The sequence below is a fragment of the Amycolatopsis pithecellobii genome, assembly GCF_009707865.1.
GTDB lineage: Bacteria > Actinomycetota > Actinomycetes > Mycobacteriales > Pseudonocardiaceae > Amycolatopsis_E > Amycolatopsis_E pithecellobii.
Genome location: NZ_WMBA01000012.1, coordinates 1 through 25,433 on the forward strand (window position 1 = coordinate 1; position 25,433 = coordinate 25,433).

At 68.7% G+C, this 25,433-nt stretch carries 21 protein-coding genes and 1 riboswitch; of the genes, 16 read left to right on the plus strand and 5 right to left on the minus strand.

Annotated elements, in window-relative coordinates:
- Both GKO32_RS10530 and GKO32_RS10535 read right to left on the minus strand, forming a co-directional pair.
- On the minus strand, positions 1 to 362 hold a 362-nt coding region (locus GKO32_RS10530; RefSeq protein ID WP_446680215.1), incomplete at its 3' end, for an oxidoreductase.
- Positions 359 to 1,156 carry an alpha/beta fold hydrolase gene (locus tag GKO32_RS10535; protein WP_154756636.1) on the minus strand — a complete coding sequence of 266 codons (798 nt, stop codon included), beginning with the start codon at positions 1,154 to 1,156 and terminating at the stop codon, positions 359 to 361. The genes GKO32_RS10530 and GKO32_RS10535, both read right to left, overlap by 4 nt.
- Before the next feature lie 153 nt (positions 1,157 to 1,309).
- On the opposite strand from GKO32_RS10535, the gene GKO32_RS10540 reads away from it, so the two are divergent.
- On the plus strand, positions 1,310 to 2,602 hold the full coding sequence (locus GKO32_RS10540) for an MFS transporter (RefSeq protein WP_154756637.1): 1,293 nt from the start codon (positions 1,310 to 1,312) through the stop codon (positions 2,600 to 2,602).
- A gap of 54 nt (positions 2,603 to 2,656) precedes the next feature.
- On the opposite strand, the gene GKO32_RS10545 is transcribed toward GKO32_RS10540, so the two are convergent.
- On the minus strand, positions 2,657 to 4,066 hold the full coding sequence (locus GKO32_RS10545) for an amidase (protein WP_154756638.1): 1,410 nt from the start codon (positions 4,064 to 4,066) through the stop codon (positions 2,657 to 2,659).
- Positions 4,063 to 5,217, minus strand: a complete 1,155-nt coding sequence (locus tag GKO32_RS10550; RefSeq protein ID WP_246243448.1) for a pyridoxal phosphate-dependent aminotransferase — start codon at positions 5,215 to 5,217, stop codon at positions 4,063 to 4,065. The genes GKO32_RS10545 and GKO32_RS10550 overlap by 4 nt, the downstream gene beginning before the upstream one ends.
- Before the next feature lie 171 nt (positions 5,218 to 5,388).
- Here GKO32_RS10550 and GKO32_RS10555 point away from each other — a divergent pair, with 171 nt between their 5' ends.
- From GKO32_RS10555 to GKO32_RS10575, 5 genes are all read left to right on the plus strand, one after another.
- Entirely contained in the window at positions 5,389 to 6,522 is a 1,134-nt protein-coding gene (locus GKO32_RS10555) for a CapA family protein (RefSeq protein WP_154756639.1), read from the plus strand.
- A complete protein-coding gene (locus tag GKO32_RS10560; RefSeq protein ID WP_312867778.1) occupies positions 6,519 to 7,412 on the plus strand; it encodes a polysaccharide deacetylase family protein in 894 nt (297 codons plus the stop codon). The genes GKO32_RS10555 and GKO32_RS10560 overlap by 4 nt, the downstream gene beginning before the upstream one ends.
- Positions 7,409 to 8,599: a M20 family metallopeptidase gene (locus GKO32_RS10565; protein WP_154756640.1), complete on the plus strand. Its 1,191-nt coding sequence runs from the start codon at positions 7,409 to 7,411 to the stop codon at positions 8,597 to 8,599. Before GKO32_RS10560 ends, GKO32_RS10565 begins: the two co-directional genes overlap by 4 nt.
- A 36-nt stretch (positions 8,600 to 8,635) precedes the next feature.
- Complete coding sequence (locus GKO32_RS10570) at positions 8,636 to 9,412, plus strand: IclR family transcriptional regulator (RefSeq protein WP_312867779.1); 777 nt, start codon at positions 8,636 to 8,638, stop codon at positions 9,410 to 9,412.
- Between the two features lie 77 nt (positions 9,413 to 9,489).
- On the plus strand, positions 9,490 to 10,320 hold the full coding sequence (locus GKO32_RS10575; protein WP_312867780.1) for an HTD2 family dehydratase: 831 nt from the start codon (positions 9,490 to 9,492) through the stop codon (positions 10,318 to 10,320).
- A 3-nt stretch (positions 10,321 to 10,323) separates the two neighbouring features.
- On the opposite strand, the gene GKO32_RS10580 is transcribed toward GKO32_RS10575, so the two are convergent.
- On the minus strand, positions 10,324 to 11,268 hold the full coding sequence (locus GKO32_RS10580) for a LysR family transcriptional regulator (RefSeq protein ID WP_154756642.1): 945 nt from the start codon (positions 11,266 to 11,268) through the stop codon (positions 10,324 to 10,326).
- Between the two features lie 87 nt (positions 11,269 to 11,355).
- Between GKO32_RS10580 and GKO32_RS10585 the strand changes: the two genes are divergently transcribed.
- The 10 genes from GKO32_RS10585 (at position 11,356) to GKO32_RS10630 (ending at position 25,433) form a co-directional block, all read left to right on the plus strand.
- Positions 11,356 to 12,513, plus strand: coding sequence for an acyl-CoA dehydrogenase family protein (locus GKO32_RS10585; RefSeq protein ID WP_154756643.1), 1,158 nt, complete (start codon positions 11,356 to 11,358; stop codon positions 12,511 to 12,513).
- 24 nt (positions 12,514 to 12,537) lie between these two features.
- Complete coding sequence (locus GKO32_RS10590; RefSeq protein ID WP_154756644.1) at positions 12,538 to 13,671, plus strand: CaiB/BaiF CoA transferase family protein; 1,134 nt, start codon at positions 12,538 to 12,540, stop codon at positions 13,669 to 13,671.
- Positions 13,672 to 13,795: 124 nt separating this feature from the next.
- Positions 13,796 to 14,554 (plus strand): DUF899 family protein, encoded by a 759-nt coding sequence (locus GKO32_RS10595; RefSeq protein ID WP_208024362.1) that lies wholly within the window; start codon positions 13,796 to 13,798, stop codon positions 14,552 to 14,554.
- Positions 14,555 to 14,702: 148 nt separating this feature from the next.
- Entirely contained in the window at positions 14,703 to 15,509 is an 807-nt protein-coding gene (map, locus tag GKO32_RS10600) for a type I methionyl aminopeptidase (RefSeq protein ID WP_312867781.1), read from the plus strand.
- Positions 15,510 to 15,653: 144 nt separating this feature from the next.
- A complete protein-coding gene (locus GKO32_RS10605; protein WP_154756646.1) occupies positions 15,654 to 17,666 on the plus strand; it encodes an alpha/beta hydrolase in 2,013 nt (670 codons plus the stop codon).
- A gap of 65 nt (positions 17,667 to 17,731) precedes the next feature.
- Positions 17,732 to 17,802, plus strand: a riboswitch (S-adenosyl-L-homocysteine riboswitch).
- Positions 17,803 to 17,818: 16 nt separating this feature from the next.
- Positions 17,819 to 21,424 (plus strand): methionine synthase, encoded by a 3,606-nt coding sequence (metH, locus tag GKO32_RS10610; RefSeq protein ID WP_312867782.1) that lies wholly within the window; start codon positions 17,819 to 17,821, stop codon positions 21,422 to 21,424.
- Positions 21,425 to 21,579: 155 nt separating this feature from the next.
- The gene (locus tag GKO32_RS10615; RefSeq protein WP_312867783.1) at positions 21,580 to 23,058 is read left to right on the plus strand and encodes an MFS transporter; all 1,479 of its coding nucleotides are present in this window, start codon (positions 21,580 to 21,582) and stop codon (positions 23,056 to 23,058) included.
- 170 nt (positions 23,059 to 23,228) lie between these two features.
- Complete coding sequence (locus GKO32_RS10620; protein ID WP_154756648.1) at positions 23,229 to 23,786, plus strand: nucleoside 2-deoxyribosyltransferase; 558 nt, start codon at positions 23,229 to 23,231, stop codon at positions 23,784 to 23,786.
- A gap of 16 nt (positions 23,787 to 23,802) precedes the next feature.
- Positions 23,803 to 24,666: a beta/alpha barrel domain-containing protein gene (locus tag GKO32_RS10625; protein WP_208024363.1), complete on the plus strand. Its 864-nt coding sequence runs from the start codon at positions 23,803 to 23,805 to the stop codon at positions 24,664 to 24,666.
- Positions 24,663 to 25,433 (plus strand): creatininase family protein, encoded by a 771-nt coding sequence (locus GKO32_RS10630; protein WP_154756649.1) that lies wholly within the window; start codon positions 24,663 to 24,665, stop codon positions 25,431 to 25,433. The genes GKO32_RS10625 and GKO32_RS10630 overlap by 4 nt, the downstream gene beginning before the upstream one ends.

The window sequence follows — 25,433 nt, forward strand, 5'->3', positions numbered from 1 at the left end:
GGGGTGCGGGGGCGGGCGTTGTCCCAGGGCGCGCCGTGGGAGCTTTTGCGTCCCGCGACGCCGAGCTGGACCGCGGGGATCGAGCCGATGGACCGGATGGCCGCCGCGAGCCGGTGATGGCCGGCCACTTGGTCCCCGGTGTACAGGCCGAGATCCCGGGCGGTGGTGCGCATATCGGGGGCGACGCCGGTGCATTCGACGACGACCATGCCCACTCCGCCGGCCGCCCTGGACCCGTAGTGGGCGAGGTGCCAGTCGGTGGGGGTGCCGTCGTCGGCGGAGTACTGGCACATCGGGGAGAGCCACACCCTGTTCGGGATCGTCAGCTCCCTGAGGCGAAGCGCGGACCAAGCCGTCGTCATCGGATGGCGGCCATGAGCAGCTTGGCGGTTTCTTCGGGTTGTTCGATGAGGAAGTGGTGGCTGCCGAGCTCGTGGACGACGAAGTCGATCCGGTCGCCGTAACGCGCGACGGCCTCCGGGTCGAGCAGGCCACGGACGGCGAGTGTGGTGACCGGTTGCGACACGGCTTGCAATGCTTCGTCCATGTCCCAGCGCAACATCCCCGCGAGGGCCGCGACGCCGACGGACTGCGGGATGCCGGACATTTTCCGGAAGATCGTTTCGCCGAATTCGGGGTCTGTCCCGGGAATGGAGCCCATGGTGACCAAGCCCCGTACGGCTGCGGGGAAGTCGGTCTCGAAGCCTTCGAGGAGGGGACGGGCCGCGGCGTCGTCGATGGCGGGGTAGAGCGCGAGGTAGTGGTAGGCGTCGAGCCCGATGACCCGGGTGACCACGTCGGGCCTCAGCCGCGCGTATTCGATGGCGACGGCGCCGCCGAGGGAGTGCCCGACCACCACACAGCGATCGACGTGTTCGGCGTCCGTGACCGCCGCGACGTCGCGGGCGAACTCCTCCATCGTCCAGCTGTCGCGTGCCGTGCGGGAGCCGCCGTGCCCGGGGAGATCGATCGTGATCACCCGGTGGTCGGCGGGGAGAAAGGCCGCGACGGGAGCGAAATCGGTGCGCCGGCATCCCCAGCCGTGGATGAAGACCCAGGTCAGGCCCGTGGGCGGACCTGTCACCGAGTAGCAGATCGACGTTTCCCCGGTGCGCCGCACCGTGCGGACGGTGCCGGTATCGGTCGGTAGGGACATGGTGCCTCGTTCCGTAATAGTGAACGACGTCTCGATTCACGGGACGATAAGACACGGTTGCCGGACCGTCAACCGTCGACACCGGCCCTACACTGACGTACCGTTTCGCAGCACATTGTTCCGTGATGCAGTACATCACGTTGAGGAGCTGTGATGCACAAGAAAATCCTCGGCGCCGCAATGTTCGGGCACGCCGTTGAGTCCTACGACTTCGTGATCTACGGGTCGTCGGCGACGATCATCGCCAGACATTTCTTTCCCGCCGGAAACCCCACCTTGGCGATCCTGTCGACGCTGGCCGTCTACGGCATCGCCTTCGTGGTGCGCCCGCTCGGCGCCGCCGTATTCGGCAGCATCGGCGACCGCCTCGGCCGGCGCACCGCACTGTCCACAGTGGTCCTGATCATGGCGGTGTCGACGATCGCCATCGCGGTACTGCCCAACTACGCACAGGCCGGGATCGTGGCCCCGTTACTGTTGCTGTGTTGCCGGCTCGCCCAGGGGATCTCGATGGGGGCCGAGTACACCAGCGCCGCTTCGTACGTGATGGAACAAGCACCCCCCGACAAGCGCGGACTGTGGATCAGCGCCGTCGGGAGCGCCACCTTCGTCGGTTCCGCGCTGGCCACGTTCGCGCTGCTCGCCCTTCAACTCGCGTCGCCGGCGGCCTACGCGGACTGGAGCTGGCGGATCGCGTTCCTCTTCGGGGGCCTCATGGCGCTCGTCGGGCTCTACATGCGCCTGCGCCTGGAGGAGACCAGTACCTTCCGGGCACTCGAGGCGCAGGGCGAGACGTCGACGAGGCCGGTCCGGGAGTCGTTCCATAACTGGCGCGTGTTCCTCCTGCTGTTCGCGGTCTTCGCGCTGCTGGCCGTGGTCGTCCACAATTTGCTGGGCTATCTGCCCACCTATCTCATGACCACCGGCGGCATTCCCGGAACCACGGTGCTGGTCGCCGGTGGCGTCGCGCTCCTGTTGTGCACCGGTCTTTCCGTCCTCACTGGTGCCCTTTCCGACCGGCTCGGGCGCAAACCGCTGCTGATCGCCGGCGTCGCCATCGCGGTCGGTGGTTCGGTTCCGGCGTATGTCCTGGCGCGGGGCGGCACGCTGGTGTCCACATTGGGCGCAGAGTTCCTGCTGGTCATCCCGGCCGCGGTGGTCGGCATGGCGGCGACGATCGTGGCGGTGGAACTCGTCCCGCCGCGGGTACGGGCGACCAGCACGGCCCTGGCGTACAACGTCGCTTATGCGGTGTTCGGCGGCACCGCACCCGTGATCGGCGCGTTGCTGACCGCGCGGTTCGGCAAGCTGGCGCCCGGCGGTTACATCACCGTGGTGGCGGCGATCGCGCTCGTCATCGTGCTCGTCGCACTGCCGGAAACCCGTAACCGCGCCGCGGTCGTGCCCGGGGTTCGGGCGCCGGAGCGCCTGCCCGAAGCTTCCTGATATGCGACTCTGCCCACCAGTGCACGCACTGGTGGGCAGAGTCGCACTGGAGAATCAGCCGCTGACCGGGGTCAACGTCGTCCCGATCCAGCGCGCGATGGCGGCCATTTTCGCGTCCGTACCCGGCTGTCCCATCACCTGGAGGCCGAACGGGAGACCGCCGACCGCCATCAGCGGCACGTTCACCGCCGGTGCGCCCAGCAGCGAACTCGGGAAGTTGAAGGCCGGATCCCCGGTCGGCCACCGCGCGGGCTCGTGGCCAGGTATGTCGCCCAGCCACTGCGGCGCGGAGCCACTCGACGTCGGCGCGATGACCGCGTCCACCCGTGGGCCGAGGAGCGCATAAGCGGATTTCACGGCGGCGCGATCGCGCAATGCCTCCTCATAGCCCGCCGCACCCAGCTTTTCCGCCGCCTCGATGAAGAACCGCTTGCCGCGCGCACTCACCCCGTCGGGATTGTTCGCCACCACGTCGCGGAACGCCCAGAAGTGTTCCCACGCCAGGATCGCGCTGCCGAGATCGGTCACGCCCCGCAACGCGCGCTCGAATCGTGCCACGACCGCGTCCTGGCTCCGGCGCAGTACGGTCACCCCGCGCGATTCGAGCTGTGCGAGGACCTGTTCGAAGACGCCACGGCTGACGTCGTCCAGGCGTTCCCAGCCTTCGGTTTCCATCACCGCCAGGGTGCCGGGCTGCCGTGCCGCCGGGGGTGCGGCCGGGCCGGAAAGCGCCGGCCAACCGGGGTCACCTCCGGCGCGTGAGGCGATCGCGATCGCGACCAGCCACATGTCCTCGGGACAGGCGGCGAGCACGCCGTGGGAGGTCATGCTCGCGGTCTGCCGTTCACCACGGTTGATGGCTCCCTGAGACGGTTTCAGACCCCAGTTCCCGTTGAAGCTCGCCGGCCGCATGAGCGAGCCGCCGGTCTGCGTCGCGATGGTGACCGGAACCATCCGGGCCCCGACGGCGGCTCCCGAACCCGACGACGAACCGCCGGGAGTGTGCTTCGGATTGAACGGGTTCCGCGTCGGACTGGGTTCCGGACCGCCCAGTTCCGTGGTCACCGTTTTCCCGAGGATGACCGCGCCTGCCTGACGTAGTGCCCACACCGCGGCGTTGTCCCGCTTCGGAAAGTTGCCGGTGAACGCGGCGCATCCCATCTGGGTCGGCATATCCCGGGTTTCGAGGAGATCCTTGATACCCATCGGGATGCCGTCGATCGGCGAACGCGGTTCCCCGTTGCGCCACCGCGCGGTGCTGGCATCCGCCTGCTTGCGTGCCTCCTGTTCGTTGAGCACGACCCAGGCCCGTACGGCGGGTTCACGCTCGGAAATCGTGGCGAGGCACCGTTCCAGATATTCGCGCGGTGAGTCGGTGCCGTCGCGGAAGGCGCTGACCGCGGTGTGGAAGCGCAGGCCTTCGAAGGTGGCCGGATCGTATTCGACGACGTCGTCAGTGCTCATCGGTGCTCTCCTTGGATAGCGATGCGGTGGTCCCGGCCGGGCAGGTGGCGTCCGAGGCGGTCGAGCGCTTCACGGATGTCTTCGGTCGCGCCGGCGAACGAAAGCCGGATCCAGCTATGACCGTCGACCGGATCGAAATCGATGCCCGGCGCCACCGCGACCCCGGTCTCGGCGAGAAGCCGCCGTCCGAAGGCGAGGGTGTCGCCGGTGAGGTGGGCGATGTCGGCGTACACGTAGAACGCCCCGTCGGCCGGTGCGAGCCGCGTCAACCCGATCGAGGGCAGCCCGTCCAGGAGCAGCTTGCGGTTCACGGCGTATCGCGCGACATGCGCGTCAGCCTCGGCATACGACGAATCGGTGAACGCGCCGAGTGCCGCCCGTTGCGCCGGCACGGGAGGGCAGATGGTGAAGTTCCCGGAGATGACCTCGACGGCTCGCCGCAGCCGCTCGGGCACCAGCAGCCAGCCGAGCCGCCAGCCGGTCATGGACCAGTACTTGGAGAACGAATTCACGACGATCGCCTCGTGGCTCGTACTCCACGCGCTCGCCGACGGCGGCCCGTAGCCGTACTCGATGCCGTGGTAGATCTCGTCGCTGACGAACTGGGTGCCGTGCTCGTCGCACCACTGCGCGAGCGCGGCCAGCTCGGCCGGTTCGATGACCGAGCCGGTGGGGTTGGCTGGGCTCGCGACGATCAATCCGGCCGGCACCTCGTCGAGTTCCTCCAGCATCGCGACGGTCGGTTGGAAGCCGGTCTCCGGCCCGCACGGCAGTTCCACGACGCGGCAGCCGAGACTCGAAAGAACGTTGCGGTAGCAGGGATATCCCGGCCGCGCGAGCACGACGGTGTCGCCCGCGTCGAAGGTGGCGAGGAAGCTCAGCAGGAACCCGCCCGACCCGCCGGTGGTGACGACGACATCGTCGGCCGTGACCGTGTCGTCGCCGTAGCGGCGGCGGTGATGACCGGCGATGGCCTCGCGCAACTCGCGGACCCCGAGCGGGTCGGAGTAGCCCAGCACCTGCCGGTCGATCGCCCGGATTCCGGCGGCGCGGACATCGGCCGGGGCCGGGGTGGAGGGCTGGCCCGCGGAGAGGTTGACCACGTCGCCGTGCGTACGCCCGCGCTCGGCGGCGGCTGCCCAGACCTTCATGACGTGAAAGGGCGGTACCTGGGCGCGGAGGGCCGAAGCGTTCAGTCTTGTTTCGTAATACGGCACGCCGTGCATCATAATGGAACGATCGCCGATATCCACGGCTCTTTACCGAAGCTCATCGTCGGTCTACTATCCAGCACATCGTGTCGCATTGTGGAACGGAGTCGTATGGATCTGACCATCGTGGGAGACGTCGTCGTCTCGGGGTGGCCACGGCGGCCAGTCCTCGATCCGGCCGGCCCCGGGAGTTCGGCGCTCGGGCTGCTGCGCGACGGCGACCTGACGATCGGCAACCTCGAGGTGCCCCTCACCGAATCCGGGCAGCGCGCCGAGAAGCTGGTCGCCATGCGTGCGCCTGCTTCGGGGGCGGCTGAGCTGGCGGGCTTCGGCTTCGATCTGGTGTCACTGGCCATGAATCATGCGCTCGACTACGGCGTGCAGGGCATGCGTGACACGGTGCGCGCGCTGGACGCCGCGGGCGTGGGGCACGCCGGGTTCGGCGAGACGATCACGGAGGCGAGGACCCCCCGTGTGGTGTCCGCCGCGGGAAAAAGCTTGGCCTTCTTCAGTTTCTGCTCCGCGCTTCCGCTGGGCTTCAACGCGACCGCGGACCGGGCGGGCATCGGCGCGATCAGGGTGCGCCAGAAGTTCGAGTACGACAGCGGCTTCCTCGACGAAACTCCAGGCACGCCACCGTTCGTGCACTCCAGCGCCCATGAACCGGATGTCCGTGCGGCCGAGTCACTGATCCGCGAAGCCAAGCGGCGCAACGACTTTGTCGCCGTCGCGCTGCATTGGGGCGTTCCGTTCTGCTACCTGCCCGAGGCGCAGGGACCGCTCGCGCGGTACCAGCAACCGTTGGCGCGGCGCCTGATCGACGCCGGGGCGGACCTGATCATCGGGCATCACCCGCATTGCCTGCACCCGGTCGAGTTCTACGCACACGGCCTGATCCTGTATTCCACGGGAAACTTCGTCTTCGACTGGTGCGACGGGTGGAGCCGGGATTCCATGGTGGCGAAGGAAGACGCGCACCCGTTCGCCCCCTACAAACCCGCGCTGCTGCAAGGGCCCTGGTTCGAGAGCGCCGTGTTCCGGGTGGGGCTGGGCGGGGCCGGCGGGCCGACACTTCGCCTTGACCCGATCGAGCTCGACTCCGACAGCCAGCCGATCTTGCCGAGGCCCGAGGTGGCGGCGTCGATTCTGGCCAAGTTCGCGGCGGCGTCACGGGAACTGGATCCGTCCATTGTGGTCGAAGACGACGGGCGGGTACTGCGGAACACCATTGTGGAGGAAGCGTGACCGAGCAACAGCCGTGGCAGTGGACCGAGCCGACCTGGCGCGGTCACGTCGAGCGAGTGCGGGCCGGGCGCCCGTTGCGGCCGGAGTCGTGGCCGGGTGGCGCGAAAGTCGCCGTGGCGCTGTCGTTCGACTCCGACCACGAGACACCCGCCTTGCGGGACGGCGACGTGCTGCCCGGCAAGTTGTCGCAGGGGGAGTACGGCGCACGCGCCGGCGTGCCGCGGATCTGGAAGCTGCTCGAACGGTTCGAAGCACCGTCGACCTTCTTCATGCCCGCGGTGTCCGCACTCCTGCACGACGACGAAGCGAAGTCCTATGTGGACGGTGGGCACGAGGTCGCGCTGCACGGCTGGATCCACGAACGCAACACCCAGCTGCCGCCCGGCGTCGAGCGCGACCTGATGTTCCGGGCCGCCGACACGCTCGAGAAGCTCACCGGGACGCGGCCGGCCGGCATCCGCACCCCGTCGTGGGATCTGTCCCCGGACACCCTGGAAATCACCCGCGAACTGGGCTTGACCTACGACTCGTCGCTGATGGCCGACGACGACTGCTACGAGATCCTCGCCGACGGCGAACCCACCGGCCTCGTCGAGCTGCCCGTCGAATGGATCCGGGACGACATGCCGTACTTCATGATGGAGCGGTTCGGCCCCCACCGGCCGTACACGCCGCCGCGGGGGGTGCTGTCGATCTGGCGCGACGAATTCGACGTCGCCTACGCGGAAGGCGGGGTCTTCCAGCTGACGTTGCATCCGCACGTCATCGGCCACCGTTCGCGGATCACGATCCTCGCCGAACTGCTCGAACACATCGCGGCGCACGAAGGGGTCTGGTTCGCCACGCACGCCCAGATCGCCGAGCACGTCCTCGCCGGGGGTGCCCGATGACCGACTTCACCGCGCGCATCGAGCGCGAGTTCGAACGGAATCTGGACTCGGTTGTCGAGCTGTCCCACCGGATCAACGCCAACCCCGAGCTCGCTTTCGAGGAGCACGAAACCTCGGCGTCGATCATCGCGTGCCTCGAGCGCGGCGGGCTGTTCACCGTCGAGAAAGGGGTGGCCGGTCTGCCGACGGCGTTCGTGGCGTCCGCGGGATCCGGTGATCTGGTGTTCGGGCTCTGCGCGGAGATGGACGCCCTTCCCGGTATCGGGCACGGTTGTGGCCACAACGTCATCGCCGCGGCGGCCGTGGGTGCCGCGCTGGCGCTGGCCCCATTCGCCGCCGAACTCGGCCTGACGGTCCGGGTTTTCGGCACTCCCGCCGAGGAAAGCGGGACCGGTAAGGAAATCATGGTCAACCGTGGCGTCTTCGACGGGACCCACGCGGCGATGATGGTCCACCCGTCGCTCAAGGACGTCGTCACCCCGCAGCTGCGCGCCTCGCGGTCATGGCAGGTCACCTACAGCGGCCGTGGCGGGCACGCGTCGCGACCGTGGAACGCGCTGAACGCCGGGGACGCCGCGGTCGTCGCGCAGACCGCGATCGGCTTGCTGCGCCAGCAGTTGCGCGACGGGATCCGGGTGCACCACGTCGTGCGGGAAGCCGGGGCTGCCGTCAACGTCATCCCGCACCGTGCGGTGGTCGATTGCATGATCCGCTGCGACACCATCGCCGAGGTCGACGAGGTGTGGGAGAAGGTGCGGCGGTGCTTCGACGCGGGAGCCGTCGCCACCGGGACCGGCGTCGAGTACACGTCGCTGCCGTCGATCTACCGCGAGTTCCGGCACGACCGGGATCTGGCGTCCGTGTTCGAAGCCAGCGCGACGGCCGTCGGGCGGACGTTCCCGGACTACCCGGACAAGATGTTCGGGTCGACCGACATGGGGAACGTTTCGCTGCGCATCCCCGCGATCCACCCGATGCTCTCGTTCGACCTGCCGCCCGAGGACGGTAACCACACCGCCGCCTTCGCGGCCGCCGCGGCGGGCCCGGAGGGCGATCGGTTCGTCCGCGACGGGGGACTGGCGATGGCGCTCACCATCGCGGACATCGCCCGCTCCGAACCGATCCGGTCACGCCTGAGGTCCCGGCGCGGCGTGCCGGGATGCGAGACAGCATCCCGCGCCGGTTGATAAGGTTCAGGTCCGATCGGCAGCGAGGGCGTCAAGGTGACCGCGACGGACAAGACCAGCAGCAGCGCGATGAACAGCGTGTTGAGCACGCTCCGGGTCCTCGAGGAGGTCGCCGCACGACAACCGATCGGTGTCTCCGAACTCGCGCGCGTCACCGGCATCCCGAAAAGCTCCGTTCAGCGGTGCCTGGTGACGCTCCAGCAGGCCGGCTGGCTGCGGATCGTCGACCCCGAGCGCACCCGGTGGGGTGTGACGATGAAGGCGCTGGCCATCGGGCTGCGCGGGGCCGGTGAGGAGGATCTGCGCGAGCTCGCCCGTCCGGTGATCAAGCGCCTCGCCGCGGACACCGACGAGACCGTCCACTTCGCACTGCGCGACGGCGACGACGTGATCATCACCCTGCGCGAGGACAGCACCCACGCCGTCCGGGTGTTCGTGGAGATCGGCGCGCGGCTGCCGCTGCAGGCCACCTCGGCGGGCGTCGCGATACTGGCGCGGCTCGAGCCCGACGAGGCCGACGAAGTACTCAAGCGCGACGTCAAGGGTTTCCCGGAACCGCTGCCGAGTACCCGCGAGCTCCGGAAGGAGATCGCCAGGACCGCCGAGCGCGGGTATGCGGTGAACATGTCCGCCTGGTACCGCCCGCATGTCGCGTCGATCGGCGCCGCGGTCACCAGCTCGGCGGGACGGCCCATCGCCGCGATCACCTTGTCCATCCCGGAGCTGCGCTTCGACCCGGCGCGGGAGAGTGAGCTGGCGCAGCTCGTGGTCGCCGCCGCCGACGAGGTCAGCCGGCAGGTCTCGGCGGTCTGACCTCCATCAGGGGGGCGAATGCCGGCATGCCGGATCGGTATTTCCCCTCACCGGCCATCTCCGCGAATGATGGCGGGGTGGGAAACACAGAAACGGGTGTCGCGACCCGCACGGAGTTCCTCCTCCCGGGGCCGGCCGAGGCGCTGGGCTCGCTGCTCGGGGTGCCGGTGCCGGACCTGGCCGGCGAGGGACTTCCGTTGCTCTGGCACTGGATCTACCTCCTCGACCGGCCCGCGCAACGCGATCTCGGTGTGGACGGCCATCCGGTGCGCAACGCGGTGCCCGCCCCGCCAGGACCGGGGCGCCGCCGGATGTGGGCGGGCGGCCGGGTCCGCACCCTGGGGCCACTTCGGTGCGGGGAAGAAGCCACCAAGCACACCCAGGTTCTTTCGGTACGGGAAAAGAACGGCCGATCGGGTCCGCTGACCTTCGTCGTGGTGGGACACCGGATCGAACAGCGCGGGCAGGTCGTGGTGGACGAGGAGCAGGACATCGTCTACCGGCCGTCCGCGACCGGACCGTCCACATCGGACGGTGATGCCCCGGTGGTGCCTGTCGCCGCGGACGAGTGGTCGATCGAAGTGTCACCGACGTTGCTGTTCCGCTTCTCGGCGTTGACCTACAACGCACACCGCATCCATTACGACCGGGACTACGCCCGCGACGTCGAGGGATATCCGGGTTTGCTGACCCACGGCCCGTTGCAGGCCATCGCCATGGCGGAAGCGGTGCGGCGTAACGGGATCGCGGGCGGCCGACGGTTCGAGTACCGGCTGACCGCGCCGTTGTTCGACCATCAGGGCCTGGTGGTGAAGGCGACCCCGGAAGCCGGCTCGGTGCAGACCGCCGTGCGGAACAGGTACGGCCGGCAGACCGCCGCCGGCACGCTGTGGCCACTGGACGGATAACCGTTACGGGGCACCATTTCCCGGGACTGGTTCGGTGGAGGGCCAGCGGCCCGCGCCGGCGACCAGGCGTACCTGCCTGATCAGCTCGCGCGCCACCACGTCGACGGCGGTGGGCACGCGTCCCGTCCGTGGGATGCCCAGCACGATCGACCGCCAGATCTCGGGTTCGCACACGGGTGCCGAGCTGAACGCGCCCGTCCCGGCGTCGTCGGCGAGCCCGGACGGCGGCAGGATCGTCCAGCCGTGTCCGGCGAGCACCAGTTGTTTCTGCAAGGCCATGGAGTTGGTCTGCACGCGCGTATCGAGGTCGGCGCCGGCCTGTCCGGCGGCGGCCTCGATGAGGGTCCGCAGGCCGTGGCCCGCCGAGGGCATGATGAAGGCGCGGCCCGTGAGGTCGGCGAACGGCACGGGATGCGCGGGGTCGAGGCCCTCGGCTGCCGGGGCCACCACCCACAACCGTTCTCGCACCAGCGGGGTCACGTTCAGCGAAGGCGAACTGCTGAGGTTGTACAGGAGACTCACGTCGAGGTCGCCCTCGTCGAGCCACCGTTGCAGGTGCCCGGAATAGGCGGTGTGCAGCCGAAGTTCGATGCCCGGGTGGTCGCGCCGGACCGCCGAGACGAGGGGTTCGGCGATGAGGACGGCGACGCTTTCCAGGAGGCCGACGGTGACGATGCCGGATACGACGTCCGGCGCGGGACTCACTTCGGCACGCGCGCGCTCCAGTTCGGTCAGTGCCCGCCGTGCCCGCTCGACCATGGTGGCCCCGGCCGCGGTCGGGCGCATGCCCTGACGGGTGCGCTCGAACAGCGGCACCCCCAGTTCCTGCTCCAGCATCTTGATCTGCCGGGTCACCGCGGGCTGGACCAGGTGCAGCAGCTCCGCCGCCCGCGTCACGCTCCCCACCTCGGCCACGGTGACCAGAGCCTTGAGCTGCTTGAAATCCATCGTCGTCCCCTGGACATCGCGTGGGTGCATGGAAGTATCAGGAACTGCTATTTCACTCCGACTGTCATGAGGACTCATGATAGGACAATGGACGGTTTGACTGAGGAAGAGCACGCGATCGTCGAGACGGTCGGCGAGTGGGTCGACCGCGAGGTCCGGCCCGTGGTCCAGGAACTGGACCACACCAACACTTATCCCGAGAAGCTCATCGAGCAGATGAAGCAGATGGGCGTCTTCGGCCTGGCGATCCCCGAGCCGTGGGGCGAAGCGTCGGTGTCGGCCCAGTGCTATGCGGCGGTGGTCGAGGAGCTGGCGCGCGGCTGGATGAGCCTCGCCGGCGCGATGGGCGGCCACAGTGTGGTCTCCAAGCTGCTCGTGGCGTTCGGCACGCCGGAGCAGCGTGACAAGTACCTGCCGAGAATGGCCACGGGAGCGCTGCGGGCCACCATGGCGCTGACCGAGCCGGGAGGCGGATCGGACCTGCAGGCGTTGCGCACCACGGCCCGCCGCGACGGCGACGAATACGTGCTGAACGGCTCGAAGACGTGGATCTCCAACGCGCGCCGGTCGGATCTGGTGGCGGTGCTGTGCAAGACCGACCCGAAAGCCGATCCGCCACACCGTGGGATCAGCGTGCTGCTCGTGGAGAAGGGCCCTGGCTTCTCGGTGTCCCGCGATCTGCCCAAGCTCGGCTACAAGGGCGTCGAAAGCTGTGAACTGTCCTTTGAGGACCTACGAGTGCCGGCGACGGCCGTACTCGGCGGGGTGGAGGGCAAAGGGTTCGCGCACATGATGCGCGGTCTGGAGATCGGCCGCATCCAGGTCGCCTGCCGGGCGCTCGGAGTGGGGCGCGCCGCGTTCGAGGATTCGCTGAAGTACGCCCAGGAACGCGAGACGTTCGGCAAGCCGATCTGGCAGCACCAGTCGATCGGCAACTACCTGGCCGATATGGGTACCAAACTGGAGGCCGCGCGGCAGCTCGTGCACCACGCCGCCCGCCGTTACGACTCGGGGGAGCGGGCCGATCTGGAGTGCGGCATGGCGAAGCTGTTCGCCTCCGAAACGGCGATGGAGATCGCGCTGAACGCGGTGCGCATCCACGGTGGTTACGGCTACTCCACGGAGTTCGACGTCGAACGGTATTTCCGCGACGCGCCGCTGATGATCGTGGGCGAAGGCACCAACGAGATCCAGCGCAACGTCATCGCCAGGCAACTGGTGGGCCGGCACCGCATCGCGTCCTGACCGGATCCGGGAAAGGAACCCGATATGCGCCACCCGCTCGACGGCATCACCGTCGTCGCGCTCGAACAGGCCGTCGCCGCACCGTTCACGACCCGCCAGCTCGCGGACCTCGGCGCCAGGGTGATCAAGGTGGAACGCCGCGGTGCGGGAGACTTCGCCCGCGGCTACGACCGCACCGTGCACGGCGAGTCGAGCTACTTCGTGTGGCTCAACCGCGGCAAGGAAAGCATCGAGCTCGACATCAAGGATCCGGCCGATCGGAGCCTGCTCGACGCGATACTGGCGACCGCGGACGTCTTCGTGCAGAACCTGATTCCCGGCGCGGTGGAACGCCTCGGCCTGGATGCCGACTCGCTGCGCGCCACCCGGCCCGAGCTGATCCACTGTTCGATCTCCGGTTATGGACCCGAGGGGCCGTACCGGTCGAAGAAGGCCTACGACCTGCTGGTGCAATGTGAAACCGGGCTCGTGATGTCGACGGGCACGGCGGAGGCGCCGGCCAAAGCGGGGATCTCGATCGCCGATATCGCCACCGGGATGTATGCCTACAGCGGGATCCTGACCGCGCTGTACGACCGGCAGTGCACCGGAAACGGCGCGAGCCTGCACGTCGCGATGATCGACGCGCTCGGCGAGTGGATGAGCCAGCCCGCGTATTTCGCGCGTTACGGTGACGAGCCGCCCCGCCGGACCGGCGCCAGGCACCCGTCGATCTCGCCCTACGGTCCTTATCGGACGGGAGACGGCCAGGTTTTCCTTGCGGTGCAGAACGATCGCGAGTGGACAGTCCTGTGCCGGGACATTCTCCGGCGGCCGGAACTCGTGGCAGACCCACGTTTCGTGACCAATCCGGAGCGGGTGGCGCACGACGCCGATCTGGCCTCGATCCTGGAGAGCGTCTTCGCGACCCACAGTGCCGAGGACGTCGCGGGGCTGCTCGACGCGGCCGGCATCGCGAACGCCCGGCTGCGCACGCCGGAGGAACTCACCCGCCACCCGCAGTTGCAGGCGCGGGACCGGTTCCGCCCGGTGGACACCCCGGGCGGACCGATGTTCGCGTTGCTGCCGCCCGTCGAGGTGGCCGGCCAGGAGCCGGTCATGCGCGCGGTGCCGGCGCTGGGTGAACACACCGCCGCGATCCGCGCCGAGTTCGGCTGATTCCGCCTCGCCGCCCTCGTGTGCGAGCTCCCGGAACCGGGCCGGGATCTCGGCGCGATGAGTTTCGACCGGGCCGCGGGTCTGTTCTGGTGACCGGCCCATGACGAGAGATCCCGGAGGACTCATGACGACCACGCCGGACCGCCCGCCTGTAGTCGACCTGGAGACCTGGCAAGCCGCCCGTGACGAGCTGCTGGTCCGCGAGAAGGCCCACACGCGGGAGGGCGACGCCATCGCCGCGGCCCGGCGCCGGCTGCCGATGGTGGAGTTCGACGGAACGGTCGAGGTCGTCGGACCCGACGGCCCGGTCCCGTTCCTGCAGCTGTTCGAGGGCCGCGACGAGCTCGTGGTCTACAAACACATGTGGTACGACGGCGCACCGCACCAGGGGCAGTGCGAGGGCTGCACCACCGTGGCCTGGCACCTCAAGGACGCGGTCTACCTCAATGCCCGTGGGGTATCGTTCGCCATCCTGACCACCGGCCGGTGGGACGAGGTGGCCGCGTACGTCGAGTTCATGGGCTACACCCAGCCTTGGTACTCGGTACGCGACGTGCCCGCGCCGGTCGGGGACAACATGGGGTACCTCACCAGCTATCTGCGCGACGGCGACCGTGCGTTCCTCACCTACTCCACCACCGGCCGCGGCGACGAGCGCGCCAACGCCTCCCTCGGCCTGCTCGACATGACCCCCTACGGCCGCGGCGAAGCGTGGGAGGACAACCCCGAGGGCTGGCCCAAGGGACGCGACGCGTGCTGGTTCTGGCGTACGGACGCGGACGGCAATCCCGCCTGGGGGCCGACGAGCCGCCCCGTGCCGCAATGGACCCGGCCCGGCGCGACCCCCGTGCAGACCCTCGGCCGCGAAGGCCACCACCACTGACCGCCTCCTTGAGCCGGCTCCATGATGCGCACGCCGAGTTGCATTACGCGACTCACCACTCGTGATCACCAGGCGATCGGTATTACTATACCGGCACATGCTACGGTTCCGGTATAACTATACCAACAGTCTGTGAAGCGAGGTATTCGTGATCGAGCTCAAGACGCCTGCGGAGATCCAGCGCATGCAGGTGACCGGCCGTTTTGTCGCCGAGGTGCTCACCGAGGTCGGCCGGCTCGCGGACGTGGGCGTCAACCTGCTGGACCTGGAGCACCACGCGCGCGGCATGATCAAACGGCGTGGCGCGGAGTCGTGCTACTGGGACTACGCCCCCTCGTTCGGCAAGGGCCCGTTCCGCAACGTCATCTGCTTGTCGGTCAACGACGCCGTGCTGCACGGCCTGCCACACGACTACACGCTGCGCGACGGGGACGTGCTCACCGCGGACCTCGCGGTCACCATCGACGGCTGGGCGGCGGACTCGGCGCGCACGATTGTCGTCGGCACCGCCGCCGAGGAGGACCTGCGGATCATCCGGGCCACCGAGGAAGCACTGGAGGCGGCGATCGAGGCGGCGCGTCCGGGCAACCGCGTCGGCGACATCTCGGCGGCGATCTATGCGGTGGCGAGCGACTACGGGTACCCGGTCAACACCGAGTTCGGTGGGCACGGCATCGGCCGCACCATGCACGAGGACATCCACGTTTCCAACAAGGGCAAGGCAGGCCGCGGCTTGAAACTCCGGCCGGGGCTGACCCTCGCGCTCGAACCCTGGTTCGCCCGCACGACGGACCGGATCAGCTATGACGAAGACGGCTGGACCATCCGGTCGGCCGACGGCTCCCGCACGGCCCACTCCGAGCACACGGTCGCCATCACCGAGGACGGCCCGTTGGTGCTCACCCGCCGCGCACAGGAGAACCCCGCCGCTCGTCCATCCACAAAGGACGCCTAGCCGGGGCCGGCGCCGGCGTCTTGACGGGGCAACGGGGCAACGGGGCAGTGCGCGTTCTCCTATTGTGCCTGTCGCGGAGGAGTTCGCCAGTTTCTCACTACGATCGCCTCGATCACCATCACTGCGGCGGCCGAGGAGAATCCGATGCGCAACAAGGGCCTTACCCGGCCGAGGATCGTGGCTCTGGTGGTGATCGGGCTGGTCCTGCTCGGTCTTGTCTACATCGGACTCCCGAGTGGACCGAAAGCCGTGGTACCGGAGGGCGCGCGGGCCGGGGACCTGAGCATGCACTCGTGCAGCTACGACACGGAGAAGGGCACCCTCGGCGCCGACTGTGGCACGTTGGTCGTCCCCGAGAACCGCGACAAAGCCAACTCGCGTCTCATCGCCCTGCCGGTCGTGCGGATCCGGGCCACCGGCGCGAACCCCGCCGAACCCGTTTTCCGGCTGACCGGCGGTCCCGGCGCCACCAACATGTCCTTCCCACAGGCCGGCCGCCTGACCGCCAACCACGACGTCGTCCTCGTCGGCTACCGCGGCGTCGACGGCTCGACGGTCTTGGACTGTCCCGAGGTGACGGCGGAACTACGCAAGTCGGCCGATCTCGTGAGCCAGGAATCGTTCGACCGCCGCGGTGACGCGCTTGCGTTGTGCGCCAAGCGGTTGACCGCGCAGGGCGCCGACCTCGACGGATATTCACTGCCGCAGCGGGTCGACGACCTGGAGGCCGTGCGCACCGCACTCGGGTACCAGCAGATCGACCTGGTCAGCACGAGCGCCGGAACCCGCACCGCGATGATCTACTCCTGGCGCCATCCCGAGTCGATCCGCCGGTCGGCGATGATCGGCGTGAACCCGCCCGGCCACTTCCTGTGGGACCCGAAGGTCACCGACGAGGAGCTCGGCTACTACTCGCAGCTGTGCGCCCGCGACGCCGGATGTGCGGCCCGTACCAACGATCTCGCCGGCTCGATGCGTGCCACCGCCGCGAATCTGCCGGGCCACTGGCTGTTCCTGCCGATCAAGGACGGCAACGTCCGCGCCGCCGCGATGTGGGGTTTGTTCCACGCGACCGACGCGGCCGCGCCGCTGTACGCACCGGCGACGTTCGATGCGTGGCTGTCCGCAAAGGACGGTGACGCGAGCGGATTATGGGGTATGTCGACGTTGGCCGATTTGATGTTCCCGGAAATGGCCGTGTGGGGCGAGTTCGCCGCGACGAGTTCGATCGACTCGGAGGCGGCGAAGGCGTACTACAACGCCGGTGGTGACCCGGGTTCCATCCTTGGCAACGCGGGCGCGGATTTCCTGTGGGCCGGTGGGAAGGTGACCGGCGCGTGGCCGGCGAGCCCCGACTACGCCGGTTATCGCCAGGTCCAGCCGACGAACGTGGAGACGTTGCTCGTCAGCGGCACCGTCGACTTCTCCACCCCGAGGCAGGTGTCCGCCAAGGAGTTGCTGCCGGCGCTGCCGAACGGGCATCAGGTCGTGCTGTCGGAAATCGGGCACAACACCGACTTCTGGGCCTTCCAGCCCGCGGCGAGCGAACAGATGCTGACCGCGTTCTTCGACCGCGGCCAGATCGACACCTCCGCCTACCAGTCCCGCCCGGTCGATTTCGATCCCGGCTTCCTCAACTGGTCCACGATCGCCTGGACCATTCTCGGTGTCATGGCCGGTTTCGCCGTCGCCGCGCTCGCGCTGCTCGCCGGGATGGCGCGCCGCGTCCGTCGCCGCAGGAGCCTCGGGGAGAAGGCGAGTATCTGGCTGCGCACGCTGGCACCGGTCGTGCTGGGTCTGGGCGGCTGGTTCCTGGCCATCCTGGTGGTGCGGTCGCTGTTCCCCGGCACGTTCCTCGGCAACCGGCTGCTGGTGAGCGTCTCCATGGGAATCGCCATCGGGCTCGGTGTTTTCCTGGCCTGGGTCAACCTCGACTGGGCGCGCGCCCGGCGCCGCCGTGGTCTGACGGTGGCGTTGGCCGGCTCGCTGCTCGGTGCGTGGCTCGGTGGCTTCGCGGGTGACGGGCTGATCGGCGTGCCGACGGCGCTCGTCTGCGCGGCCGCAACGAGCAACCTCGCGCTCATCGTGTTCGACATCATCACGGACGCGCGCACCCCGCGCGTCGCGCCCGAGCCGGTCACCGCCGAGATCGCATGATCCGCGGGACAGTTGTGCTGCCCGGACGCCGGTGGCCCTGACGGACTTCGTTCAGTATCGTGGGTCGGGCCGAGAGGCGCTGCAACGGACCTCGCGTCCGCCACGCTCGGCCACGGAACAAGGGCGCCTTCCTTGAGACGAGGGAGGCGTGGGTGGACAAGACCGCGACATTGCGCGAGCTGCTGGACCAGCGGGTGGCGGTGCTGGACGGCGCGTGGGGCACGATGTTGCAGGCCGAGAACCTGACCCCGGCCGACTACCGCGGGAATGTCATCACCGACCACCCCCGGGATGTCACCGGCGACCCGGACCTGCTCAATCTCGCCCGGCCCGATCTCATCCTCGACGTGCATCGCCGGTATCTGGCGGCGGGCGCGGACATCACCACCACCAACACGTTCACCGCGACGAGTATCGGCCAGGCCGACTACGGACTGCAGCCGCTCGTGCGCGAGATGAACATCCGCGGTGCGCAGCTGGCGCGCCAGGCGGCGGACGAGGCCGGCGGCCGGTTCGTCGCGGGCTCGATCGGGCCGCTGAACGTGACGTTGTCGCTGTCGCCGAAGGTCGACGAACCGGCCTACCGCGCGGTCAGCTTCGACGAGGTCCGGGACGCCTACGCCGAGCAGATCGCGGCACTCGCCGAGGGCGGCGTGGACCTGCTGCTCGTCGAGACCATCTTCGACACGCTCAACGCGAAGGCCGCGATCGCCGCCGCCCGTGAGGTCGCCCCGCAGCTGCCACTGTGGATCTCGGTCACGATCGTCGATCTGTCGGGCCGCACGCTGTCGGGGCAGACCGTCGAGGCGTTCTGGAGCGCCGTCGAACACGCGCACCCGCTGGTCGTCGGGGTGAACTGCTCGCTGGGCGCGGCGGAGATGCGCCCGCATGTCGAGCAGCTGTCCCGGCTCGCGGGCACCTACGTCGCCTGCCATCCGAATGCCGGGCTGCCCAATGCGTTCGGTGGTTACGACCAGACCCCCGACGAGACCGCGGGAATGCTGCGTGACTTCGCGGGCAGCGGGCTGGTCAACATCGTCGGCGGCTGCTGCGGCACAGGCCCCGGCCATATCGCCGCGATCGCGCGAGCGGTGTCGGACGCCGCGCCGCGCGCCGTCCCGCCGCGGCGCGCCGGCACCCGGTTCAGCGGCCTGGAACCGTTCGAGATCGGCGCCGACACCGGTTTCGTGATGATCGGTGAGCGCACGAACGTCACCGGCTCCGCGAAGTTCCGGCGGCTGATCGAGTCCGATGACCACCAGGCCGCCGTCGGCGTCGCGCTCGATCAGGTGCGGGGCGGCGCGAACCTGCTCGACGTCAACATGGACGCCGATCTGCTCGACAGCGAGCAGGCCATGACGACGTTCCTGAACCTGATCGCGACCGAGCCCGAGGTCGCGCGCATTCCGATCATGATCGACAGTTCGCGCTGGAGCGTGCTGGAAGCCGGCCTCAAATGCGTGCAGGGCAAGGGCGTGGTCAATTCGATCAGCCTCAAGGAAGGCGAGGACGAATTCCTGCGCCAGGCCCGGCGGATCCGCGACTACGGGGCCGGTGTGGTCGTGATGGCCTTCGACGAACAGGGCCAGGCCGACACCGTGGAGCGCAAGGTCGAAATCTGTGGCCGTGCCTACGATCTGCTCACCGGGGAAGCGGGTTTTCCGCCTGAGGACGTCGTTTTCGACCCCAACGTGCTCGCGGTCGCGACCGGCATCTCCGAGCACAACGGGTACGCGAAGGCGTTCATCGACGCGCTTCCGCTGATCAAGCGGCGGTGTCCGGGCGCGCGCACCAGCGGTGGGATCTCGAACCTGTCGTTTTCCTTCCGTGGCAACGATGTCGTGCGTGAGGCGATGCACTCGGCGTTCCTGTTCCACGCGGTGCGCGCGGGGCTGGACATGGGCATCGTCAATGCCGGTCAGCTCACCGTGTACGAGGACATCCCGGCCGATCTGCTCGAACTGGTCGAGGACGTGTTGTTCGACCGCCGCGAAGACGCCACCGACCGGCTCGTCGCGTTCGCCGAGACGGTCAGCGGGCGCGGCCGCAAGCGCACGGTGGACCTGTCCTGGCGTGACGCGCCGGTCGAGCAGCGGCTGCGGCACGCGCTGGTGCACGGAATCGTCGACTACATCGAGGAGGACACCGAAGAAGCGCGGCTGGCCTTCGCCCGTCCGCTGGAGGTCATCGAAGGTCCGCTGATGGACGGGATGAAGACCGTCGGCGACCTGTTCGGCTCGGGCAAGATGTTCCTGCCTCAGGTGGTCAAGAGCGCGCGGGTGATGAAGCGTTCGGTGGCCTACCTGGAGCCGTTCATGGAGGCGGAAAAGGAACAGGCGCGGCTGACCGGGGTCGTCCAGGAGCGGCAGGGGCAGGGAAAGGTCGTGCTGGCCACGGTCAAGGGCGACGTGCACGACATCGGCAAGAACATCGTCGGCGTCGTGCTGGGCTGCAACAACTATGAGGTCATCGACCTCGGCGTGATGGTGCCCGCGTCGGTCATCCTGGACACCGCGGTCGCCGAAAACGCCGACGCGATCGGGCTTTCCGGGCTGATCACGCCGTCGCTGGACGAGATGGTGAACGTCGCGACCGAGATGCGGCGGCGCGAGCTGAAGCAGCCGTTGCTGATCGGTGGTGCCACGACTTCCCGTCAGCACACGGCGGTGCGCATCGCCCCGGCCTACGACGAGACGACCGTGCACGTACTCGACGCCTCGCGGGTGGTCGGGGTGGTGTCGGATCTGCTCGATCCCGACCGCGCCGCCGTGCTCGACAAGGAGAACCGCGCCGAGCAGGAACGCTTGCGGGAACAGCATTCCGCGAAGCAGCGCCGCCCGATGTTGACGCTGGAACGGGCGCGGGCCAACCCGGAGCGGGTGCCGTTCGACGAGCTGCCGGTACCGACGTTCACCGGCGTGCGGATTGTGGAGCCGACGCTGGGCGAGCTGCGTGCGCTGATCGACTGGCAGTTCCTGTTCCTGGCATGGGAACTGAAAGGCAAGTATCCCGCGATCCTCGACCAGCCGGTGGCGCGGGAACTGTTCGACGACGCGAACACGCTGCTGGACGAGATCGTCGCCGCCGAGAGCTTGCAAGCCCGTGGTGCGTACGGTTTCTGGTCCGCGCACAGCGAGGGTGACGACATCGTGCTGGACAACGGGGTGCGGTTCCCGATGCTGCGGCAGCAGACGTCCAAACCGGACGGACGCGCGAACCGTTGCCTCGCCGACTATGTCGCCCCGGCCGGTGATCACCTCGGCGGCTTCGCGGTGACCGTGCACGGCGCCGATGAGCTGGCGCGCCACTACGAGTCCGAGCATGACGACTACCGGGCGATCATGGTGAAGGCACTGGCCGACCGGCTCGCGGAAGCCTTCGCCGAGCATATCCACCTGCAAGCGCGGCGAGACTGGTTCGAACCCGACGTGCAGCCGTCACTGGAGGACCTTCATGCCGAGCGGTTCCGCGGCATCCGCCCGGCACTCGGGTACCCGGCAAGTCCGGACCACAGCCAGAAACGCGAGCTGTTCGACCTCCTCGGCGCGGACCGGCTCGGGATCGGCCTGACCGAATCGTTCGCCATGACACCGGCCGCGAGCGTCAGCGGCCTGATCTTCGCGCACCCGGCGTCGCGGTACTTCACCGTGGGCCGCTTGGGGCGCGACCAGGTCGAAGACTACGCGATCCGCCGGGGCATCGCGCGCGCCGAGGTGGAGAAATGGTTGCGTGCCAACCTGGACTACAGCCCGGGATAGTTCCGCCTGGTAAACCAAAAACACGCGAACGTCTGCACGATGTGACATTGACAGTGCACGCCTGAATGCGCGACAAATGCAGGGTGCGCAAGCCGTTTCCAACCGGTGCGGATAGCCCTGGAACCCCGTCGGACCGCCGTTGGCCGGTACTCGCCGTGCTGTGCACCAGCCTGCTGCTCGCCGGTCTGGACCTCACGGTTCTCCATGTGGCGGTGCCGAGTCTGTCGCGTGAGCTGACTCCGAGCGGGCCCACATTGCTGTGGATCGTCGATGTCTACTCGCTCGTGGTGGCCACGTTCTTGATCGTGTGCGGCGCGCTGGCCGACAAGCTCGGGCGCAAACGGATCGCGTTGAGCGGGTTCGCCCTGTTCGGTCTGTCCTCGCTGGCCGCGGCGTTCGCGCCGAACGCGGAACTGCTGATCGCCGCGCGCGCGGTACTGGGCCTGGGGACCGCGCTCATCATGGCCGCTACGGTGGCCATCATCCGCAACGTCTTCACCGATGACCGGGAGCGGGCGTTCGCGATCGGCGTGTGGACGGCGTCGCACAGCGTCGGCACCACGCTCGGCCCGCTCATCGGCGGGGTGCTCGTGGAGCATTTCCGGTGGGGCACGGTGTTTCTGGTCAACGTGCCGATCGTGGCGGTGGTGCTGGTCGCCGGTGTGATCGTGATCCCCGAGTCCTACAACCCGCAACCGCGGCCGTGGGACGCGCCCAGTGTGGTGGTGTCGGTGCTGGGACTGGCCGGCTTCGTCTACGGCTTGAAACAGGCCGCCTCGCCGGGCGATCTGACCCCGTTCGCGGTGATCGCCGGTGTTGCCGGGCTCGCCATGCTGGTGTGGTTCGTGCTGCGGCAGCGGCGGGTGCGCCACCCGCTGATGGACCTGACCCTGTTCCGCAACCGGCGTTTTTCGGTGGCGGTGCTCGCGGTGTTCGGCTGCTTCGGTTCGTATGTGGCGATGCTTTTCCTGCTGATGCAATGGTTGCAGCAGACGCGTGAGTTCAGTCCACTGGACGCCGGGCTGGCGATCGTGCCGCTTGCGGTGGCGAACGCGCTGGGCGCGACACTCGCGCCCGCGATCGCCGACCGGCTGGGGCATCGCGCGACCATGACCGTCGCGCTGGCGGCGTTCGGTGTCGCGCTCGCCTTCTTCGCGCTGAGTTCCACCGGATACCCCATGCTGGTCGCGGTATTGGTGGTGGCCGGATTCGGCGCGGGAATCATCATGACCTCGGGCGCGGATTCCATCACGGCGGCGGTGCGCCCGGAACGCGCCGGGGAGGCCGCGGCCATTCAGGAAACGTCGTTCGAGCTGTCTTCGGGAGCCGGGGTGGCGGTACTGGGCAGCGTGCTTGCCCTGGTTTACCAATGGCGATTCTCGGCGCCGGTTTCGCCGGACGTCGCGGCGTCCGCGCGTGAGACGATCGGCAACGCCGAGCGGGTCGCCGCCGGGTTGCCGGCACGTGACGCGGGCCTGGTGCTGAGCGCGGCGGAACACGCCTATGACGACGGAATCCGGGTGGCACTGGGCATGGCGGCGGTGGTGCTGCTGGTCATGGCCGCGGTGGTCGCCGTGTTGCTGCGACCGCCGGCGTGGTCGAAATCGAGACCGGGGGAGCCGCTTCCGGCTTGATTCACGCGGTGTGATTCCCGCTTCGCGCAGTGGAGCGGGAATTTCGGCGCGCATTTTTTCTTTTCGGAATCAGGGTGAACTAATTGGTCCGATCGGTGGTTTTCCGCTCATTTCGGTGAACTTAACATTCTTTTCCCGGGGTTGCCGGGCGGTGAGCCGAAAGGAAACTCATGTTTTCAGCAGACAAAACGGTTTCCGGCGTGTTGTCCGGACTGGACTTGTTCGTGGGCGGCCCCATTCAGCACGCCATCCGGCCGGATGGCTTCACGGTTGCCTTGCAGGAGACCATTCAGCTGGCGTTGTCCACTTTGGGCGGCCACGGCGCGCACCTGTTTTCCGCGCACACGGTCGAAGAATTCGGCGACCGCACCGCGCATTACACGCCGGAGCAGGTGGCGGCGCGGGACCTGCGGTGGATGTCGAAATGCGACGTGTTCGTGCCGGTGCTGCCGGTCGGGGCGGACGGGGTGCTCATGCGCACCGACGGCACCCATGTCGAACTGGGCTGGGCCACCGCGCTGGGCAGACCGATCGTGCTGCTGACCCGGCAGCCGGTGGTCGAGTCGGCGAGCCACCTGCTCAAGGGGCTGCCGGTGATCGGTGACGTCCAGCTGCTGGACATCGACCGGTTCGCGCGCTCGCCGTTCCTGCTCGTCGAATGTGTCCTGCGGGCCACCCAGCGGCAGCGCGAGGCCGTGCTGAGCAGCCGGCTCGCCGTCCACGCCTGAGCGGCCGGGAGAAACCGTGTACACACCCGATGAGGTCGATGTGCTGGGTCTGCGACTGGAGAACCCGGTCGTGGTCGGTTCGGGTCTGCTGACCGACCAGGCCCGCACCATCCGGCGGCTGCTGGAAACCGGCGCGGGCGCGGTGGTGACGAAGACGATCCATCCGAGCCCGCCGCAGGGTCTCGACGAGCGAATTTTCCGGCTGCCGACCGGAATGCTCAACAGCACCACCTACTCGAAACGTCCGGTCGAGGAGTGGCTGGGCCACCTGCGTTCCTTCGCCGGTGACCGGCTACCGGTGATCGCCTCGGTGCACGCGGACACGCCCGCGGAGCTGGCCGAGCTGGCGTCGGCGGTCACCGGGGCGGGCAGTCCCGCGCTGGAACTGGGCATTTCGTGCCTGAACGAGGAGGACGGGCTGCAGGACACGCCGGAACGGGTCGCGGCCTACACCGCGGCGGTGCGGCGGGTGACAGACCGGCCGTTGTCGGTGAAGCTCGCGGTCGGTGAGGGACTGCTGAGCCGGGCGCGTGCCGCGGTGGCGGCGGGCGCGGACGCGCTGAGTATCAGCGACACGATCCCGGGCGCGGCGGTCGCCGCCGGGGGCGGGCTGGAACTGGGCGGGGTGTTCGGTTACTCGGGCCCGGCGATCAAGCCGCTGGTGCTGGCGGCGTTGTGGACGTTGCGGCGGCAGGGAATCACGGTGCCGGTGCTCGCCATCGGCGGGGTGAACACCGCCGAGGACGTGCGGGACTATCTCGCGGTCGGTGCGTGTGTGGCACAGGTCTATACCGCGCTGCACACCGACATGTACGGCACGCTCGCCCGGATCGTCGCGGGTGTCCGCGCGCTGGCGGATCCCGCGCGGGTGGGCGCATGACGGCGCGAATCTACGCCGAGTTCACCAGCGCCGAGGTGGTCGAGGCGGTACGCGGGGCGACGCTGGTGTGGCCGGTCGGCAGCACCGAACAACACGGACCGCATCTGCCGCTGAGCGTGGACGCGGTGCTGGCCGAGTCGTTCGCGTACGGTCTGGCGGACCGGCTGGACGCGATCGTGCTGCCCACTGTCACCGTCGGCGCCCGATCCCTGCCACAGAGCGGAGGCGGGCTCGCGTTCCCCGGCACGCTCTACGCGGCGGGCCCGGAACTGATCCGGTACCTGGCCGAGGTGCTGCGCTCGCTGGCGCGGTTGCCGTTCGCACGGTTGGTGGTGCTCAACGGCCACTTCGAGAACGAGGCCCTGCTGCTGGAGGCGCTCGACGAGGCCTGCCGCGACGGCGGGCTCGCCGACCGTGAGGTCCTCGCGTTCTCGTGGTGGAGCCTGGTGGACGAGCAGTGGGCGCGCGCTCAGGACGAGCATTTCCCGGGCTGGCACGCCGAACACGCCGGCCACACCGAGACCAGCCTGATGTTGCACCTGCGCCCGGACCTGGTGCGCCCGGCGCGGCCCGAGCACAAGAACCCGCCACCCGCGGGCGTGTACGTCCACCCGATCGACGTGGCGGCGGCGAGTACCGACGGGGTGCTGTCCCGCACCTCCGGCGCGAGCGCCGAAGCCGGGGCGGCGCTGTTCGAGCATGTGGTGCGCCGCGCCACCGAACGAATCGCCACCGGCTTCGACCTCATCCGGCGCGCCCACTCCTGA